Below are 18,233 nucleotides of genomic sequence, written 5' to 3' on the forward strand. Positions count from 1 at the left end.
AGGGATAGCTACAGGATACGCCCTCATCATTATCTATTAAACAATTGTAATTGCTCGATTCTATGGATTGCTTCACGTAAGCGCTCCTCACTAACTAGCAACCCTACGCGTACATAGCCTTCACCATATTGACCGAAGCCATTACCTGCTGCTACAGCGATATCAGCTTTTTCGAGCAAAAGATCAGCAAACTGTTCACTTGTATAGCCTAGTGGTACAGGAAGCCATGCGAAGAAGGAGCCTTTTGGAGCCGTAACATGCCAGCCAATTCGTCGAGCTTCTTCAATGAGTACATTGCGGCGACGCTCATAAGTAGCTCGTAGTTCATCCGAACATTGTTGGGAAGCTGTCAGTGCTACTGCTGCGGCTTGTTGAATGGCAGGGAATTGACTACAAAACAGATGATCCTGAATAAGATTAATAGCAGCGATAATCTCGGCATTCCCTACAGCGAAGCCTATACGCCAGCCAGCCATATTATAGGTTTTCGATAATGTATACATTTCAACTCCTACTTCTTTTGCACCCTTTGCTTGAAGGAAGCTAACTGGTTTATTACCGTCAAATCCTATTGCCCCATAAGCAAAATCATGTGATACGATAATATTGTGTTCCTTCGCAAAGCGAACAGTCTCTTCAAAAAACGCAAGTGATGCTGTACCTCCTGTAGGGTTGTTCGGGTAATTTAAGTAAAGAAGCTTTGCCTTTTCTTTCACTTCATCAGGTAATGCATCATAATCAGGTAAGAAATCGTTTTCGGCAAAAAGTGGCATCACTTCAAAATTGACATCTCCTAGTACGACACCTGATAGGTAATCTGGATAGCCAGGGTCTGGTAAGAGCATCGTGTCACCAGGGTTTAACACTGCTAAAGGTAGCTCAACTAGACCAATTTTTGTTCCACCGAGAATCGCTACCTCTGTATCTGGATTTAGTTCTACCTGATATTCACGTTGATAAAAGTCGGCAGCAGCTTGGCGTAATTCAGCGAGACCTCTAAATGGTGAATATTTGTGGTTTTGAGGATTTTCAGCCGCTTCCTGTAATGCTTGAATGATGTGAGTAGGCGTTGGCTGATCGGGATTTCCTTGCCCAAGGTTAATGACATCACGCCCTTCTTCTAGAGCCAAGTTTACTTTTTGTACAAGTGCTGCAAAAAATTGAGTGGGTAGTTGCTGTAGTTTTTTAGAGAATTCCATGCATGATCACCTTTTTCAGAATATAATAATTATTATTGAAGAATATGAAGCAAATAGTATTACTTTTTCTGTTAATTGTCTAGAGGAGGAATGGATATGAAAATCGGATGTATTCAATTAAATGTTGGCTTTGGCAAAGTTGAAGAAAATTTTGTGCTTGCTGAGGATAAGATTCGTGAAGCTGCAAAACAAGGGGCAGAAATTATTGTGTTACCTGAAATGTGGAATACAGGCTATGCTTTGGAAAAACTGTCTGAGCTAGCAGATATCAATGGTGAGCGGACAAAGGCCTTTTTGGCTAAACTTGCTAAGGAACTTGATGTACATATTGTAGGGGGCTCTGTTTCAACAAAGAAAGGCGACAAATTTTATAATACAATGTATACCTTTAATCGTAATGGAGAACTTGTTGGGGAATATAGCAAGGCACATCTTTTCCGTTTAATGGACGAGCATCTTTACTTAGAGGCAGGGAATGAAATGAATCGTTTTGCTCTAGGTGACATTGAAGCTGCTGGTGTTATCTGCTATGATATTCGCTTCCCAGAATGGTTACGAGCCCATGCATTACAAGGAGCAAAGGTATTATTTGTACCAGCGCAGTGGCCAACTCCAAGGATTGACCATTGGAAAACATTGCTACAGGCTCGGGCAATTGAAAATCAATGCTTTGTCATAGCCGTTAATCGTATTTCAAAAAAGGTAGAAAATTTTAATGGGCAATCCATGATTATTCAGCCTTGGGGAGAAGTACTTTGGGTTGGTGCTGAGGACGAGGAAATAGCGGTGATCGATGTAGACTTTTCTATTGTCGATGAAGTACGTGGAAGAATCCCTGTTTACGATGATCGCAGACCTGAACTGTATCAGGATGTAGTTGTGAAAGGGTAATAAAGGGCACGCTTAGGAAGGTAGATAGCCTTTTGAGCGTGCCAACTTTTTTCTAGCTCTTATCCTCGATCAATGAATTGGCTAGTAGCATAAATTCAAGTGTAATGCGGTTATGCCCATTCATAAAATTTTTACCTAGTAAACTTTCAAGCTTTTTTAAGCGGTGATAGAGTGTTTGACGAACAATAAACAATTGATTCGCTGTTTGCTGTTTAGAGCCATTTGTTTGTAAATACACCTGCAATGTTTCGAGAAGCTTACTATTATATTTTTCATCGTATTCAATAACTGGCTGTAAATAGTCGTAAATCACTTCCTGTAAATCCACTTGCATTTGTAATTTATAGATTAAATGATATAAATGCAGATCATCGTAAAAGAACGAGGACGTTTGTACTTTTCGACAAATATATAAGGTTTCTTGTGCAGTTTGATAGCTTTTAGGAATTTCATCTACATCACAAACAACCTTCCCAATAGCTATCTGATAACCTTGTGCTTGCTGCTTTTTATAAAATTCAGTTTTGGCCAAGGAGGAAAACATGTTGTTCAACATATCACGAATGGCTTTACTATCTTTTGTATGCAGTAAAATAAAAATAACATAGCTTTTTCTTTCAAATAAAAATGGAATAAAGCCATGTTGCTCAAACAGATTACGGTAATAAAGCTTACTATAGACAACATCCTCCTGTGCCTTTGTCAATGTATTAGGAGAAGCCAAAATAAAGACAGTGCCACTAGATTGTGTATAGTTAGCATAATGTGTAACGATAAATTTATAAATTTCCTCCTTAGACAGTTTTTGATCAATCCAATCAGCTAAAATCGAAGCATCCTCAATATTCTTTTTTTCCTCAATATAAAACTCTCGCATTAAAAGCTGTGCCAACGCTGTTGCCGTGCGATCTAATATTAATAATTCAAATTCGGAGAAAAGCCCATCTTCTCGATAAATTGATAAATCAGCATAATGTTGATCAAATAGAAAAATAGGCTCATGTTTAAATTGCTGAGTCGATATATTCAATGTTAGGAATTGCTGCCGCTTTTTATGAGCCATATTGGGGAAAAAGATAGGCTCTCTTCCCTTAATGGAAAACATAATTTGTATTTTCAATTCATTATACATATTTTGTAAAATATCATCCGTGTTTTGTCCCAATAGTGCATTTTTGTTCAATGTTTGTGAGTAAGCTTCTAGTGAAGAAATCAATAGATATTGCTGATTGATAATTTGGCTATGTAAATCCTGTGTAATACGAACGAAAGGAACTGCTTCATGGAAAACAATAATAGGAAACTGGTGGCGGTTGGCAAGCGTTAAAATCGCTTCAGGTACTGTTTGAATAGAGGTGCCATATTCAATACAAAGTGCAGCACAATTTTTTTGAATGATGGCTTCTATAAAGGATACAAAGTCCTCAATACTATGTTGAAGACTAAGCCCTGTAGTTAATACTAACTCTTCACCAACTAAAAAATTATCAACATGTATGATTTCTAGTACATGTACCCATTTAACGCTCCTTGTTAGTCCCTCATGACCTGCAACTACCTCTGCATTTTGAAAATATTTATTCTGTAAAACGTCTAGTACTTTTAGTTGAAATGAGCTCATTTTTGCCCCTCCTTTTGACATGCATCTCTGTGATTGATATTCAATAATTTCTGCTTAGTGCTATAAATTTACTCATAAAATCGTTTAAAAATTATTTTAAGAATATTTAGTCTATTTTACATTATGTATAAAACAAAAGTATAGAATTTTACAGTTTGTCTATTACTTCAACGTTATGAAAGATGTAAGATTTTTGTAAGCGATCAAGCAATCTACTAAAAGAGGTGACAGATATGGGGCAACAAACGCATTTACAAAGAGGATTAAAGAAGCGGCATATGACGATGATTGCGATTGCCGGTGTAATCGGTGCTGGACTATTTATGGGGAGTGGCTCGGTCATTAACCTAGCTGGTCCAGGGGCAATTTTATCGTATATATTTGCAGGAATTATCGTTGTATTAGTTATGCGTATGCTAGGTGAGATGGCGGCAGTCAATCCAACGAGTGGATCGTTTGCTCACTATGCACATGAAGCCATTGGTCCGTGGGCAGGTTTTATGATTGGATGGTTGTACTGGTTTTTCTGGGTGATTGCCATTGCTTTAGAGGCAACAGCAGCAGCTGCCATTATTCAATATTGGTATGATGGGATTCCTTTATGGCTATTAAGTCTGTTATTAACTGTAGCACTTACATTAACAAATGTTCTTTCTGTCAAAGCTTTTGGTGAGTTTGAGTATTGGTTCTCTCTTATTAAGGTTGCAAGTATAGTCGTTTTTCTAGGTCTTGGTGCCTTTATTATCTTTGGTATTGCTCCAAACTTTAATGCTGTTGGTATGACCAACTTAGTTGAGCAGGGTGGTTTTTTACCAAATGGTTTTGGCGCTGTTCTAATGGGTGTCGTTATAGTTATTTTTTCATTTATGGGGACAGAAATCGTTGCGATTGCTGCTGGTGAATCGGATGAACCGTTAGCCGCTGTCACAAAAGCTACCAATTCTATTACTTGGCGTATTTTAATTTTCTATGTAGGCTCTATTGCAGTTGTAGTGACGCTATTGCCTTGGCATTCCTCAGATATTTTAACAAGTCCTTATGTAGCTGTACTTGATTATATTGGTATTCCTGCAGCCGCACAAATTATGAATTTTGTTGTTTTAACTGCTGTATTATCATGCCTAAATTCAGCACTTTATGCTACATCAAGAATGGTATTTTCTTTAGCAGAAAAAGGAGAAGCACCAAGGGCATTTTTAAAATTAAACAAAAATGGTGCACCTGTCAATGCCATACTTGCCGCAACATTTTTCTCATATATTGCGGTCATTATGAACTATGTGTCCCCAGATAAAGTATTTATGTTTTTATTAAGTTCTTGTAGTGCTATTACGTTGATCCTTTATTTAATCATTGCCTTTTCACAGTTAAGAATGCGCCGGAAGATTGAGCAAGAAAATCCAGAGCTATTAAAGGTGAAAATGTGGCTATTTCCATATTTAACATATTTAACAATATTAGCAACAACAGCATTACTCATTGCGATGTTCTTTATAGAGTCTATGCGCTCACAAATATTATTTACATGCGTTATTGTGGCCATTGTGATGATTTTCTATATGCTGACTCAAAAGAAAAAGGTGATCAAACAAGCCGATGAATCAAGTTCCCTTTTCACAAAAGACGAGTTTGATTTTGAACAATAAGACGAAAAAGGAGTGGTCCAGTATGACAGTTCAACAAGAAATGAAAACGCTAACACATTTTATCAAAGGAGAAGAGGTAGCAGGTACAAGTAACAGATTCTCTGAAGTATATAATCCATCAACAGGTGAGGTTATTGCAAGAGTGCCCCTTGCTTCAAGAGCCGAGGTAAAGCATGCTATTCAGCTTGCTAAGGAAGCCTTTCCAGCATGGAAAAAAACATCAATTGGGAAGCGGGTAGAAGTGCTACATCGTTTCCGTCAGCTGTTAGTAGAAAGACAGGAAGAACTTATCAATTTGATTTGCCAAGAAAGTGGAAAAACTAAGGAAGATGCAAAAGGTGAAATTGTTCGTGGGATTGAATCTGTGGATATGGCGATCAGTGCCCCACAAATGCTAAAAGGAGAGTATTCCGTCAATGTAGGTGGAAATATTAATGCTTTTTCTGCCAAATCGCCACTTGGTGTAGTAGCAACCATTGCACCATTTAATTTTCCTGTTATGGTACCACTGGCTATTACAAGTATGGCTGTTGCGGTAGGAAATGCTGTTATTCTAAAGCCATCTGAACGTGTACCTATTTCAGCATTATATTTGAGCCAATTATGGAAAGAGGCAGGACTACCAGACGGTATTTGGACAGTGGTGAATGGAGATAAAGAGGCAGTCGATGAACTATTAGAAAACAAAGAGATTCAAGCAATTTCATTTGTTGGCTCAACGCCTGTTGCTGAATATATCTATCAAACTGGGACAAAGCACAATAAACGTGTCGCTGCATTTGGTGGTGGGAAGAATTTCATGATTGTTATGCCAGATGCCAATTTAGAACAGACAGCAAATGCCTTTTTAGGAGCAGCATATGGCGCAGCATCTCAGCGTTGCATGGCTATTTCTGGTGCACTCGTTGTAGGGAAGGATACAGAGCAACGATTTACAGAAATATTGAAAAATAAAATTTCCCAACTAAAAGTAGGGCCTTATACAGAGCAAGGCGTCGATTTTGGTCCTGTCATCACTAAACAATCAAAGGAAACGATTATACGTTATATCGATGGGGCCATAAGTGAAGGAGCCAATATTGTCATCGACGGAAGAAATCCAAAAGTATGTGAAACGTCAAATGGTTTTTATCTTGGTCCCACTTTACTTAATCATGTCACACCAGAAATGACGATCTTCAAAGAGGAGGTCTTTGGTCCAGCACGTATTGTAGTAGGGGTTGATTCACTACAAGAGGCTATTGATTTAATAAATGGTCATGAGCTTGGCAATGGTGTCACAATGTTTACAAGCAGTGGCGCGGCGGCGCGTAAATTCCAAGAAGAAATAGAGGTGGGCATGGTAGGGGTAAATGTGCCCATCCCAATCCCAGTTGGCTATCATAACTTTGGTGGGTGGAAACGCTCTAAGTTTGGTGAAGGGCATATGTTTGGCCCAGATCAGGCGAGGTTCTTTACAAAGGCAAAAACGATTTCTGAACGTTGGCCCGATGAGACAGAGGATACAGCAAGCTCCTTTGCGTTTCCAAGTAATAACGATGCGAAAAACTAAAATAATAATGAGGGGTGTTTGGCGATGACGCAGATCAATCTTAAAAGTGATGTATTAGCAAAGGATGAGCAATATGTATGGCATTCGATGAAACCCTATAATCCACAAGCCACGTATGTAGTAGAGAAATCTGATGGCGCAAGAATTACTGATACAGATGGTGCGGAATATATTGATGCGATGGCTGGGCTATGGTGTGTCAATGTTGGCTATGGTCGTAAAGAATTAGCGGATGCAGCACATGAACAAATGATGAAAAATGCTTATGCACCTTTATCTCAGGGACATTTGCCAGCAGTCGAACTAGCCGAAAAACTTAATGAAATGCTTGGTGGAGATTATGTTATTTTCTTCTCTAACAGTGGTTCAGAGGCGAATGAAACAGCTTTTAAAATAGCGCGACAATACCACCAGCAAAAAGGACAAAGCTCGCGCTATAAAATTGTCTCTCGCTACCGTGCTTATCATGGGAATTCATTCGGTGCATTAGCGGCAACAGGGCAGGCGGAGCGTAAATATAAATATGAGCCTCTATCACCTGGCTTTATCCATGTTGCACCACCTGATCAATATCGCGAGCATGAAAGTGATACAATTGCGTCATTAGATTTAGCGAGTGTAAAGGCTGTAGACAAAACGATGACATGGGAGCTGAGCGACACCATTGCAGCGATGATCTTAGAGCCTATTATTACAGGTGGAGGTGTCATTATGCCTCCAGAAAACTATTTAAAAGGTATTGAAGAAGTATGTAAAAAACACGGCGCTTTAATGATTGTAGATGAGGTTATTTGTGGCTTTGGTCGTACAGGGAAGCCATTTGGATTTATGAATTATGGTGTAAAGCCTGATATTATTACAATGGCTAAAGGAATTACAAGTGCCTATTTACCATTATCAGCTACAGCGGTAAAGCGTGAAATATATGAGGCGTTTACTGGATCAGATGCATACGGCTATTTCCGCCATGTTAATACATTCGGTGGCTCGCCGGTGGCATGTGCAGTCGCATTAAAAAATATTGAGATTCTTGAACAAGAGGCATTATTTGACCGTTCCAAGGAAATTGGTCCAGCAACACTAAAAACACTGCAACAAGAATTACAGCATCACCCAAATGTAGGAGATGTACGAGGCAAAGGCTTATTGATTGGAATTGAATTAGTGGTAGATAAAGTTTCGAAAGAACCTTTACCTGTGGAGAAAGTGAATGCTGTCATTGCAGCATGTAAAGGGCAAGGGGTCATCATTGGGAAAAATGGAGCCACTGTAGCAGGGTTTAATAACGTCTTAACGTTATCACCACCACTTAATATTGCACAAGAAGATCTTGACCGCATACTAAATGTGGTTGTGAATAGTATAAATACGCTATAGCAACTATTCATGTAGGTTCTAAAAGCCGCGTAATAAGGGCTTTTAGAACTTTTATTATTGGCCTTTGGGGCAACAAAAATTCTAGGAATAATTATTATAGTTCAATAAAAATAATTATAAAATTCTGAAATTTATCAAAAAAATAGTGGAAATATTAGATTTCATAGTTTATAGTTGTTAAAAAATAATTAATTTTCTGATAATAAAAATGTCCTAAGAGGGAATATTTTTTTAATCACTTATTTTCAGCAGTGGAATAAATACATCTTGTATGTTGAACTATACTTTCTGATTAAAAGCAATTGTGATAGTTGAGGGATAAATTTTTCCTGAATTGAATTGTCTAATCGTAAGAAAATATAGTTTATTTTTTGCTTAATTATTTTCATCAGTGGAGAAAATAAATGCTTTTTGGTAATTATATTTCTTAATTTAAGTTATAAGAAATATTTTTATATATTTTTACAAAGGGAGTAGATGAGATGAATTATGTTAAAAAATTGGTTTTTGTAATTCTATGTACGTTGCTTTTAGCGGCATGCGCAGAGAAAGACAATTCTAACGCATCAAATATTGGGGACAAGTCTACTACAGATTCAAGTACAGCTAGTTCAAAAAATGAACTTGTTATCGCTGTAAATGAAAACTTTATTTCAATGGATCCGCATAACACAGGGGATACGAATTCGAGTTCTGTTCAGGAGACAATGCTAGAAGGATTGTTAGGCTTTAATGCAGATGGTCAAATTATTAAGGTTCTAGCAGATGACTATTCAATTAGTGAAGACGCTCTAGTCTATACGTTCAAACTTAAAGAAGGGGTTACTTTCCATGACGGGGAACAGTTTAATGCTGAAGCTGTAAAGGTCAACATTGAACGGATCATGAATGATGAAAGCTTACGTTTATATTCTCGTGGTTTTAGCTTAATCAGCAATGTTGAAATTCTAGGTGACTATGAAATTAAAGTTACTTTAAAAGAACCTTATGGACCAATGATTACGCGATTCGGCGTTGCCAAAATGATTAGTCCAAAAATGATTAAAGAAAATTCAGCAGATATACCTAAAAAACCTGTTGGTACAGGACCATATAAATTTGTTGAATGGGTACAAGGAGACCATTTAACAATTGAAAACTTTGATGGCTATTGGGATGGTGGAGAACGTGTTGCTAAAATCACCTATAAACCAGTGCCAGAAAATGGGTCGCGCGTAGCGATGCTAAAAGCAGGTGATGCTCAGGTTATCTATCCAGTGCCAGCACAAAATATTGATGAGCTTTCTAATAGTAAAGATGTAGAGGTGAATAAGGTTCCTTCTACAATTGCACATTATGTTTCATTAAATACCTATAAAAAGCCTTTGGATGATATTAAAGTTCGACAAGCCTTTAACTATGCGGTGGACAAGGATGCTTATTTAAAAGTGGTGAATGCAGGGCTGGGTTTACCATTAGACTCCATTATTCCTTCTAAAACCGTTTATTATAAGCAGCAAAAAATGTATGAACACAATATTGAAAAGGCAAAAGAATTATTGGCTGAGGCAGGCTATCCAGATGGCTTCGATATTGAAATCTGGGGGAACACAAACTCAGATACGATGAAGGGTATGCAGTTTATTCAACAACAGTTAGGTCAAATCGGTGTAAAAGTAGAAATTAAATCAATGGAAGAAGGAACTTTATCAGACGAAATCTATGGTGCACAAACACCAGATGATGCGAAATTACAAATGTGGTATGTGAGTTGGTCAGCGTATGCTTCGGATATAACGAATGCAACAAAGCCTCTTTTCCATAGCGTATCATTCCCACCGAATGGTGCAAATACAGCTTATTATCATAATACGGAGGCAGATCAATTAATGGATGAAGCTAATTCCATTTCAGATGTAGATCGCCAAGCTGAACTATATGAAAAATTACAGGAAATCGTTTATCAAGATACACCTTGGATTTTCTTAGGGGTAGATGAGGTTGTATATGGTGTACGTTCAAATGTAAGCGGTGTGCTAGTAAACCCTACAGGTGGACTTGATGTGAAGAATGCCAAAGTGGAGTAATGAACAGTAAAAGGAATTGATACTCGTCAATTCCTTTTCTACAAAAATAGAAAGGAGGAAGGCAACATGTGGAAGTATATAGCAAGAAGAACTGTTGAAATGATACCGATATTAATTGTCATTTCCATATTAACATTCTTATTTATTCATTTCATACCAGGTGACCCTGCACGATTAGTAGCTGGTAAGGATGCCACGCTAGAAGATGTTGAAAATGTACGCCATGAGTTAGGTTTAGATAAACCCATTCTTAAACAATACATGGATTATATGAAAAATCTTGTGACGGGTGAGCTTGGAACATCCTTAACAACCGGACTACCTGTCATAGATATGTTTAAAACAAGGTTTATGCCTTCTCTTCATCTTACTTTCCTTTCCATGTTTTGGGCTACATTAATGGGTTTGGTGATTGGTGTTCTTTCTGCCATCAATAAAAACAAATGGCCTGATTATTTTGGTATGGTAACGGCTGTTTCTGGCATCTCAATTCCAGGATTTTGGTTGGGCTTATTATTGATTCAATTATTTTCAGTGCAGCTAGGGCTATTTCCGACAGGTGGATTAGATGGCTTTACTAGTTATATTTTGCCCTCCTTGACCTTAGGGGCTGGCATTATGTCAATGATTGCTCGATTTACTCGTTCTTCCATGCTAGAAACGTTACAAGCAGATTTTATAAGAACAGGGAGAGCAAAAGGATTGAAAGAACACTCCGTTATTGTGACCCATGCTTTAAGAAATTCCTTGATTTCTGTGGTAACAGTAGCAGGTCTGCAATTCGGATTTCTCTTAGGAGGATCGGTGGTAGTGGAGACAGTCTTTAGTTTTCCAGGAATGGGACGACTTTTAATTGATTCGATTGCCTTTCGAGATTATCCCGTCATTCAGTCTGCCTTGCTGTTATTTGCATTTGAATTTATTTTAGTCAATTTAATTGTTGATGTGCTTTATACCGTGTTAAATCCAAAAATCCAATTGAATTCTTAAGGGAGGGAACAAAATGACTTCACCAACTACTATGCAAAATAGCCAAGTGCAAAATACACAAAGAAAATACTCTCCTCTTAAAGAATTTTGGAAGTCTTTTAAAAAACAAAAGGCTGCTTTGGTAGCAAGTATCTTTATAGGATTGTTAATTGTAGTCGCCATTATTGGTCCTTATATCGCACCTTACGATCCTTTTGAACCGAATTATGATGCTTTATTAGAGGGACCAAGTGCAAGTCATTTGGCAGGAACGGACGAGTATGGTCGAGATATATTTAGTCGTTTAATAGTAGGCGCAAAGATATCCTTAATGGTGAGTTTTAGTGCCGTATTTTTAGGCTTAATACTAGGAACTATTTTAGGTTTAATTAGCGGTTACTTTGGTGGGTGGATTGACAAAATCATCATGCGCAGCTGTGATGTGTTGTTTTCATTCCCTGATTTATTATTAGCGATTGCCATTGTAGCCTTATTGGGCCCTGGTATTAATAATGTCATCATTGCTGTGATGATCTTTAGTGTGCCATCTTTTGCCCGTTTAGTCAGAGGTGCTACATTGAATGCGAAGGAGAATGTCTACGTAGAGGCAGCACAATCAATGGGGGCTTCGCATGTTAGAGTGCTGTGGAAACATATTTTCCCTGAAACGATTAGTGAGTTAATCATTTTTGTCACAATGCGTATAGGGACAGCCATTTTAGCAGCTTCTGGTTTAAGCTTTTTAGGCTTAGGTGCAAGCCCTGAAATGCCTGAGTGGGGAGTAATGCTAAGTAGTGGGCGTGACTATTTAGGAACATCTTCGCACGTAGTCATCATGCCAGGCATTGCCATATTTTTAACCGTACTAGCATTTAACTTAATAGGTGATGGATTACGAGATGTGTTAGATCCAAAAATAAAGAATAATTAAGGAGAATGCCTATGCCAGAACATGTATTGCGAGTAAGTGACTTAGAAACGTCCTTTACGCGTGATAATAAGGAAATCAAGATTTTAAGAGGTGTCAATTTTTCCATCGGTAAAGGAGAGATATTAGGCTTAGTGGGAGAATCGGGCAGTGGAAAAAGCTTAACATCGTTATCCATCATGCAATTATTTCACGGTACTACAGGCAAAATCGTCAATGGCTCTATACATTTTAATGGGCATGACTTGACGAAAATGTCCGAATCAGAAATTCGGAAGATTCGTGGCAAGCAAATGGCCATGATTTTTCAAGAGCCCATGACTTCTTTAAATCCTGTCTTAAAAATAGGCAAGCAGTTAATGGAAGCAATTGAGATGCATTTGAAACTGCCGAAGAACGAAAGTAAGCATCATGCAATCCAAATGTTAAAAAGCGTGGGCATAGGAAGGGCCGAGGAAATCATTTATGAATATCCACATCAGCTCTCAGGAGGAATGCGCCAGCGTGTAATGATTGCAATGGCTATGGCCTGCCACCCTAATTTACTTATTGCTGACGAACCAACCACTGCGCTTGATGTCACGATACAAGCTCAAATTTTAGAATTAATGAAAAAGCTAAAAGAAGAAAATGAGACAGCTATTTTATTAATTACACATGATTTAGGTGTTGTTGCGGAAATGTGCGATAGGGTAGTGGTAATGTATGCAGGGCAGGTTGTAGAGGAAGCAGATGTCTTTGAATTATTTGCTAGCCCCAAGCATCCCTATACAAAAGGTTTAATTGCATCTGTACCGAAAATTGGTGATAACAAAGAAGTATTAGATTCTATCAATGGTCAAGTACCATCCCCACAAAATATGCCGAATGGTTGTAAATTTGCTCCACGTTGTAATCAAGCGATGTCTATATGCCATCAGGAGAGTCCACCGACAGTAAAAATTTCAGCTACACGCCAATGTAGCTGCTGGCTATATGTGAAAAAGGATGTGGAAGTAAATGCCTAACAGTATATTAAAAGTGGAGAATTTAAAAAAGAGCTTTCAAATAGCCGGAGGGTTATTTCAAAAAAAGCAATATGTTAACGCGGTTATAGATGTTTCCTTTGAAATAGAGGAAGGTACGACATTCAGTCTAGTAGGAGAAAGTGGTTGTGGGAAATCTACTACAGGCAGATTAATTACTAGATTAATAGCACCAACGAATGGAAGTATCGTTGTGGATGGGAAAGAAGTAACTACTGCAAAGCCATCTGAATTAAGGCACTTAAGGCAAACTGTTCAAATGATTTTTCAGGACCCCTATGCCTCATTGAATCCAAGAATGAAGGTCAAGGAGCTTGTTGGGGAACCTTTAGAAATTCATACAAAACTTTCGAAAGCAGAGCGTGAAAAACTAGTGCTTGAAATGCTGGAAGTCGTTGGATTAAATGCTGAACATGCCGATCGCTATGCACATGAGTTCAGTGGTGGACAAAGACAGCGTTTAGGTATTGCACGTGCTTTAATAACAAAGCCAAAATTAATTATTGCTGATGAGCCTGTGTCTGCGTTGGATGTATCTATACAATCGCAAATATTGAATCTATTAAAGCAATTACAGCAAGAATATAAAATATCGTATCTCTTTATTTCTCACGATTTAAGTGTTGTAGAGCATATTAGCCATTATATTGGGGTTATGTATTTAGGATCCATTGTAGAAATTGGGCGTAAAGAAACCATATTTAATGAACCAAAGCATCCATATACACAAGCGCTTATTGCTTCCGTACCAATTGCAGACCCAACGTTACGAAAAAAGAAGATCGTTTTAACTGGTGATATTCCAAATCCTAAAAATCCGCCAAGTGGTTGTACCTTCCACACAAGGTGCCCCTTTGCATCAGATATATGTAAGCAAGCTATACCAGAAATGAAGAAAATTAACGAAGAGCAAAGTGTTGCATGTCACTTTGTTAACTAATGGAGAGGATGTTTATAAATGAAAATAGGGTTAAGCACATACAGCATGGTTAAAAAAATGAGACAGGGAGAGATGGATGTTCTGGATGTTTTACAATGGGTAGCAGACAACGGTGGTCAGCATGTAGAATTAGTGCCCTACGAATTTACGGTTGTAGATAACTATGAACTTGCAACTGAAATTAAAGATAAAGCAGCAGAGCTAGGATTAGAGTTATCCGCCTATTCTTTACCAGCTAACTTTATTCAGGATACAGAAGAAGCTTTTTTAGAAGAAGTTGAACGTTTAAAGAAACATATTGATGTAGTACATCATATGGGTATTCAGATTATGCGCCATGACGTTACTCTTTTTACCTTACCAAAGGAGCAAACATCCATTCATTATTACAACGAGCACTTTGAAGAAATGGTTAGAGGCTGTCAGCTAATTGCAGATTACGCGAAACAATTTAATATTACGACAACGATTGAAAATCATGGCTTTAATGTTCAAACAAGTGATCGTGTACAACAATTAATTCATGCGGTAAACAGAGACAACTTTAAAACAACTTTAGATATCGGTAATTTTTTATGTATTGATGAAGAACCTCTCATTGGTGTTATGAAAAACATTCCTTATGCTGCTACGGTACATTTTAAAGATTTTTATATTCGTCCTTATTATGAAAATCCAGGTGAGGGCGAGTGGTTCCGTACAGTTCATAACAACTACATCAGAGGTGCTATTGTCGGACATGGCGATATAAATATTCGAGAAATTATTAAGCTCGTAAAAGGCAGTGGATATGATGGTTATCTTACTATTGAGTTTGAAGGAATGGAAGATTGTCAAGTTGGTTCAAAAATAGGAATGGATAATGTACGTCGTTTATGGGACGAATGCAAGCTCTAAAGGGGGAAAGTACATGAACAAATTAAAAGTTTGTGTCATTGGCACAGGTTCTATTTCAGATTTTCACTTAGGTTCCTATACGAATAATCCATTCGTTGAATTATATGGCGTGTATGATGCTTCTATTGAACGAGGCAAAGCGAAAGCAGCCCAATTTGGAGCAACGCATGTTTTTTCTACGAAAGAAGAGCTATTCGCAGATAAAAATGTGGATGCTGTCAGTATTTGTACATGGAATAATACGCATGCAGAATTGGCGATTCTTGCTTTGGAAAATGACTTACATGTTCTAATAGAAAAGCCGCTATCTATGACTTATGCAGAGGCTCTAAATATCCAAAAGGTTGCAGAAAAGCATCAGAAAGTATTTCAAGTGGGCTATGTAAGACGGTTTGCAACAAATACCAAAGTACTGAAAAGCTTCATTGACGATAACAAATTGGGCGATATTTATTATGCCAAAGCTTCCTGCCTAAGAAGATTAGGGAATCCAGGAGGCTGGTTTGCAGAAATTGATAAGTCTGGTGGCGGACCTTTAATTGATCTAGGGGTACATGTAATTGATATATGTTGGTATTTAATGGGTAGACCAAAGGTGAAGCGTATAACAGGTCATACTTACAATCAATTAGGAAATCGAAATCATATTGAAAATTTATCCTTTTACAAGGCTGCAGACTATGATGCTACTAAAAACACAGTAGAAGACTTAGCAAATGCCCTCATTACATTTGAGAATGGGGCTTCGCTAATGGTAGACGTTTCCTATACACTACATGCTATAAAAGAAGAAATAAGTATTAAGCTATATGGCACGAACGGTGGAGCAGAGCTAGAGCCTGAATTAAAAATTGTAAGTGAAGAGCATAATACGATTTTAAATATTCATCCTCAAATTAACGATCTAACATTTGATTTTGCGACTGCCTTTCAAAATGAAATCAATTCATTTGTTGATTGTTGCCTTCATCATTATGAATCAGTTGCACCTGTGGAAGATGGGGTAGAAATTATGAAAATCTTAGAAGGTATTTATATTTCTGCAACTGAAGGAAAGGAGGTTGTTTATTAAAATGGTGAAATTGGATAATAAAATCGGTGTGATAGTAGACAGCTTTCGTTTACCTATTGTTGAAGGTTTGTTAAAGGCGAAAGAAGTTGGTGCACAGGGGGTACAAATGTATGCCGTTTCAGGAGAATTGGACCCCGATAACCTAAGTGCTGAACAGAGAGCAGAATTGAAGGCGTATATCTTAGGGTTAGGTCTAGAAATCTCTGCATTATGTGGAGATTTAGGAGGACATGGCTTCCAAGATAAAGCAGAAAATGCCTGGAAAATAAAGAAATCGAAAGACATACTGCAATTAGCCAAGGACCTAGGAACATCCATTGTTACAACCCATATTGGCATTATTCCTGAAGATGAAAATGACCCAATCTATCAAACAATGCTGGAAGCTTGTGAAGAATTAGGACAATATGCTACATCATTAGACGCTTACTTTGCGATTGAAACAGGACCAGAAACGAGTAAAACATTAAAAGGGTTTTTAGATAAGCTATCAACGAATGGTGTATCGGTTAATTTTGATCCTGCCAATATGGTGATGGTAACAAAAGATGATCCTGTAGCTGGAGTCAAACTATTAAAGAAGTATATTGTACATACACATGTAAAGGATGGTATTCAACTACAGTCAACGAATCCTAAAGATGTGTACGGGTACTTAGGATACGATTCTGGAACGTCTCATGATAAAATAGAAGAAATGGTGGAAAATGGAGAGTTTTTCAGAGAACTTCCATTAGGTCATGGAGATGTCAATTTCGAGCTTTATTTTTCAGCTTTACAAGAAATCGGATACAATGGCTATTTAACTATTGAACGAGAAGTGAGATCAAATCCCGAAAAAGACATCAAAGAAGCTGTACAATTCATAGAAAAGTTTAAATAGGGGTTGAATCTAATTTGAAAAAGCAAGATCAAGTACAAATGCGAAGACAAAATAAATATATTGTGCTTGACGCAATAAGGCAGATGGCGCCAATTTCAAGAATTCAATTATCAAAATATACAAAAATGAGCCCTACGACCATTACTCGTATTGTGCAGGAGCTAGAAGCGGAAGGCTTTATTCTTGAAGGGGTATCGGAAGAAACAGCCATTGGTAGACGTCCTACGTTAATTCATATGCGAGAAGATGCTTTATATACGATTGGGATAGAAATTGACTGTTTTACTATTCGAATAGGTATATTAGATTTCTTAGGGAAGCTTATTGCCTTTCAGGAAGTCAAATGTAGCATTAGACACCAATATGAGGAAGCTCTACACCTACTGAAACAGTCTATAGATAATATCATGACAGAATATCAGATTGCTTCGGATAAATTACTAGGCATTGGGATAGGCGTTCCAGGAGTAATCAATAACGAGGAAGGGATAATCGTTTCCTCTGAGCAATTGAAGTGGGAAAACTGCCATATAAGAGAAGATTTAAATGGTATTTTTGGTTGTGAAGTCATCGTAGATAATGAATTAAAAATGCAAATCATTGCTGAAATTGGAGATATCTACACACCACTGTATTCAAATTGTATTTTAGTCGGAATTGGAACAGGAATAGGAGCATCTATATTATTAAATGGAGAAGTGTATCGTGGCATTCAAAATAAAGCTGGAGAGATAAGCCATATAACAATTAATCCATTTGGTGAGATGTGTCACTGTGGTAAAAGAGGGTGCCTATCCATGTATGTTTCTGAAGTTACGCTGTTAAAAAGAACACCAAAAAATCTTAATATTCAATCAATAGAAGAGATTTTGCATTGTGTTGATCAAGGCGAGCAATGGGCGATCGATATTCAGCACGATGTAGCTACTTTTCTAGCTATTGCCATCAATAATCTAGTTTGCTTATACGAGCCAGAGGCTGTCATTGTCAGTGGAGAAATTATTGAGCACAATGTGACATTTCAAAAACTGCTTAGTGATAAGTGTAAACAGTATATATGGAAGGAATTACAACCCTACTTTGATTTGCAGTTTTCCAATCAATTAAAAGAAGGGGTTGTTAAAGGAGCGGCATTACAAGCACAAAAGCAGTTGCTGTCTGTTTAAA

Annotated in this window: 15 protein-coding genes; 13 read left to right on the plus strand and 2 right to left on the minus strand. The window is 37.6% G+C overall.

Annotation, left to right across the window (positions count from 1 at the left end):
- Positions 1-29 precede the first annotated feature (29 nt).
- A complete protein-coding gene (locus tag PSR12_RS02225) occupies positions 30-1,199 on the minus strand; it encodes a pyridoxal phosphate-dependent aminotransferase (protein ID WP_221679125.1) in 1,170 nt (389 codons plus the stop codon).
- A 96-nt stretch (positions 1,200-1,295) separates the two neighbouring features.
- On the opposite strand from PSR12_RS02225, the gene PSR12_RS02230 reads away from it, so the two are divergent.
- Complete coding sequence (locus PSR12_RS02230) at positions 1,296-2,090, plus strand: carbon-nitrogen family hydrolase (RefSeq protein WP_274771384.1); 795 nt, start codon at positions 1,296-1,298, stop codon at positions 2,088-2,090.
- 52 nt (positions 2,091-2,142) lie between these two features.
- Here PSR12_RS02230 and PSR12_RS02235 read toward each other — a convergent pair whose 3' ends face one another.
- Positions 2,143-3,711 carry a PucR family transcriptional regulator gene (locus tag PSR12_RS02235; RefSeq protein ID WP_274771385.1) on the minus strand — a complete coding sequence of 523 codons (1,569 nt, stop codon included), beginning with the start codon at positions 3,709-3,711 and terminating at the stop codon, positions 2,143-2,145.
- A gap of 233 nt (positions 3,712-3,944) precedes the next feature.
- Between PSR12_RS02235 and PSR12_RS02240 the strand changes: the two genes are divergently transcribed.
- The 12 genes from PSR12_RS02240 to PSR12_RS02295 all read left to right on the plus strand — a co-directional run bounded on the left by PSR12_RS02240 (position 3,945) and on the right by PSR12_RS02295 (position 18,232).
- The gene (locus tag PSR12_RS02240) at positions 3,945-5,357 is read left to right on the plus strand and encodes an amino acid permease (RefSeq protein ID WP_274771388.1); all 1,413 of its coding nucleotides are present in this window, start codon (positions 3,945-3,947) and stop codon (positions 5,355-5,357) included.
- Between the two features lie 22 nt (positions 5,358-5,379).
- On the plus strand, positions 5,380-6,909 hold the full coding sequence (locus PSR12_RS02245; RefSeq protein WP_221679216.1) for a CoA-acylating methylmalonate-semialdehyde dehydrogenase: 1,530 nt from the start codon (positions 5,380-5,382) through the stop codon (positions 6,907-6,909).
- Between the two features lie 24 nt (positions 6,910-6,933).
- Positions 6,934-8,286 (plus strand): aspartate aminotransferase family protein, encoded by a 1,353-nt coding sequence (locus PSR12_RS02250; RefSeq protein WP_257521096.1) that lies wholly within the window; start codon positions 6,934-6,936, stop codon positions 8,284-8,286.
- A gap of 482 nt (positions 8,287-8,768) precedes the next feature.
- A complete protein-coding gene (locus PSR12_RS02255) occupies positions 8,769-10,352 on the plus strand; it encodes a glutathione ABC transporter substrate-binding protein (protein ID WP_221679220.1) in 1,584 nt (527 codons plus the stop codon).
- A gap of 66 nt (positions 10,353-10,418) precedes the next feature.
- Positions 10,419-11,342, plus strand: a complete 924-nt coding sequence (gene nikB / locus PSR12_RS02260) for a nickel ABC transporter permease (RefSeq protein WP_221679222.1) — start codon at positions 10,419-10,421, stop codon at positions 11,340-11,342.
- Positions 11,343-11,355: 13 nt separating this feature from the next.
- A complete protein-coding gene (locus tag PSR12_RS02265; RefSeq protein ID WP_221679224.1) occupies positions 11,356-12,252 on the plus strand; it encodes an ABC transporter permease in 897 nt (298 codons plus the stop codon).
- 11 nt (positions 12,253-12,263) lie between these two features.
- Positions 12,264-13,256, plus strand: coding sequence for an ABC transporter ATP-binding protein (locus tag PSR12_RS02270; protein WP_221679226.1), 993 nt, complete (start codon positions 12,264-12,266; stop codon positions 13,254-13,256).
- Positions 13,249-14,214, plus strand: a complete 966-nt coding sequence (locus PSR12_RS02275) for an ABC transporter ATP-binding protein (protein ID WP_221679228.1) — start codon at positions 13,249-13,251, stop codon at positions 14,212-14,214. Before PSR12_RS02270 ends, PSR12_RS02275 begins: the two co-directional genes overlap by 8 nt.
- A gap of 18 nt (positions 14,215-14,232) precedes the next feature.
- Complete coding sequence (locus PSR12_RS02280) at positions 14,233-15,111, plus strand: sugar phosphate isomerase/epimerase family protein (RefSeq protein ID WP_221679230.1); 879 nt, start codon at positions 14,233-14,235, stop codon at positions 15,109-15,111.
- Between the two features lie 13 nt (positions 15,112-15,124).
- The gene (locus PSR12_RS02285; protein WP_004225482.1) at positions 15,125-16,183 is read left to right on the plus strand and encodes a Gfo/Idh/MocA family protein; all 1,059 of its coding nucleotides are present in this window, start codon (positions 15,125-15,127) and stop codon (positions 16,181-16,183) included.
- A gap of 1 nt (position 16,184) precedes the next feature.
- Entirely contained in the window at positions 16,185-17,066 is an 882-nt protein-coding gene (locus PSR12_RS02290) for a sugar phosphate isomerase/epimerase family protein (RefSeq protein ID WP_221679232.1), read from the plus strand.
- 14 nt (positions 17,067-17,080) lie between these two features.
- Positions 17,081-18,232, plus strand: a complete 1,152-nt coding sequence (locus tag PSR12_RS02295; RefSeq protein WP_221679234.1) for an ROK family transcriptional regulator — start codon at positions 17,081-17,083, stop codon at positions 18,230-18,232.
- The last annotated feature ends 1 nt before the right edge of the window (position 18,233 follow it).

The sequence above is a fragment of the Lysinibacillus sp. G01H genome, assembly GCF_028872195.1.
In the GTDB taxonomy this organism is placed as follows: Bacteria; Bacillota; Bacilli; order Bacillales_A; family Planococcaceae; genus Lysinibacillus; species Lysinibacillus capsici.

Coding starts and splice junctions, on each gene's coding strand:
- PSR12_RS02225 (WP_221679125.1), bottom strand. CDS start 1,199: ATGGAATTCTCTAAAAAACTACAGCAACTACCCACTCAATTTTTTGCA.
- PSR12_RS02230 (WP_274771384.1), top strand. CDS start 1,296: ATGAAAATCGGATGTATTCAATTAAATGTTGGCTTTGGCAAAGTTGAA.
- PSR12_RS02235 (WP_274771385.1), bottom strand. CDS start 3,711: ATGAGCTCATTTCAACTAAAAGTACTAGACGTTTTACAGAATAAATAT.
- PSR12_RS02240 (WP_274771388.1), top strand. CDS start 3,945: ATGGGGCAACAAACGCATTTACAAAGAGGATTAAAGAAGCGGCATATG.
- PSR12_RS02245 (WP_221679216.1), top strand. CDS start 5,380: ATGACAGTTCAACAAGAAATGAAAACGCTAACACATTTTATCAAAGGA.
- PSR12_RS02250 (WP_257521096.1), top strand. CDS start 6,934: ATGACGCAGATCAATCTTAAAAGTGATGTATTAGCAAAGGATGAGCAA.
- PSR12_RS02255 (WP_221679220.1), top strand. CDS start 8,769: ATGAATTATGTTAAAAAATTGGTTTTTGTAATTCTATGTACGTTGCTT.
- nikB (WP_221679222.1), top strand. CDS start 10,419: ATGTGGAAGTATATAGCAAGAAGAACTGTTGAAATGATACCGATATTA.
- PSR12_RS02265 (WP_221679224.1), top strand. CDS start 11,356: ATGACTTCACCAACTACTATGCAAAATAGCCAAGTGCAAAATACACAA.
- PSR12_RS02270 (WP_221679226.1), top strand. CDS start 12,264: ATGCCAGAACATGTATTGCGAGTAAGTGACTTAGAAACGTCCTTTACG.
- PSR12_RS02275 (WP_221679228.1), top strand. CDS start 13,249: ATGCCTAACAGTATATTAAAAGTGGAGAATTTAAAAAAGAGCTTTCAA.
- PSR12_RS02280 (WP_221679230.1), top strand. CDS start 14,233: ATGAAAATAGGGTTAAGCACATACAGCATGGTTAAAAAAATGAGACAG.
- PSR12_RS02285 (WP_004225482.1), top strand. CDS start 15,125: ATGAACAAATTAAAAGTTTGTGTCATTGGCACAGGTTCTATTTCAGAT.
- PSR12_RS02290 (WP_221679232.1), top strand. CDS start 16,185: ATGGTGAAATTGGATAATAAAATCGGTGTGATAGTAGACAGCTTTCGT.